At 49.4% G+C, this 435-nt stretch carries 1 pseudogene; it reads right to left on the bottom strand.

Features of this window, described 5'->3' with window-relative positions:
* Positions 1-123, bottom strand: a pseudogene (locus ACTHUR_RS21425) (ABC transporter permease); the annotation flags it as partial.
* Positions 124-435: the final 312 nt, after the last annotated feature.

The following is a 435-nucleotide window of genomic DNA, read 5'->3' as shown; positions in this document are numbered from 1 at the left end:
GTCGGATAGCGAAAACAGGGCGGACCATTTGAAGTCGGCCACGCCGACCGACAGGCTGACGGCAAACAATATCAGCAGCGCCACGCCGTTGGCCGCATTTAAAAATGAAGGTTTGTGAAACATAAAATGGTTCGGAAAAAATAAGGCCGTCTGAAAGAAGGGTTAAGGTATTTTGCGAAAAAGGCAGGTCTGCCCATCATAAAAACAGATGCAAACAGGCAAAAATTGTCCATTTGCACCATGTATTTTCAGACGGCCCAAATCCAACGACTTCAGATCAAGCAGCTTGATCCTGTGAATCATCAAACCCTTTAGGCCGTCTGAAAGAAGCGGGCGGCTATGCCCGCGCCGAATTACTTGGCCGCATTAAACGCATCGCTGACCTGTTTGGAAGCATTCAGCAATTCTTGTGCGCCGCCGGCCGCCAGATAGGTT

The sequence above is a fragment of the Neisseria sp. P0021.S007 genome (genome assembly GCF_051956855.1).
This window is presented reverse-complemented; position numbering and strand designations above follow the sequence as displayed.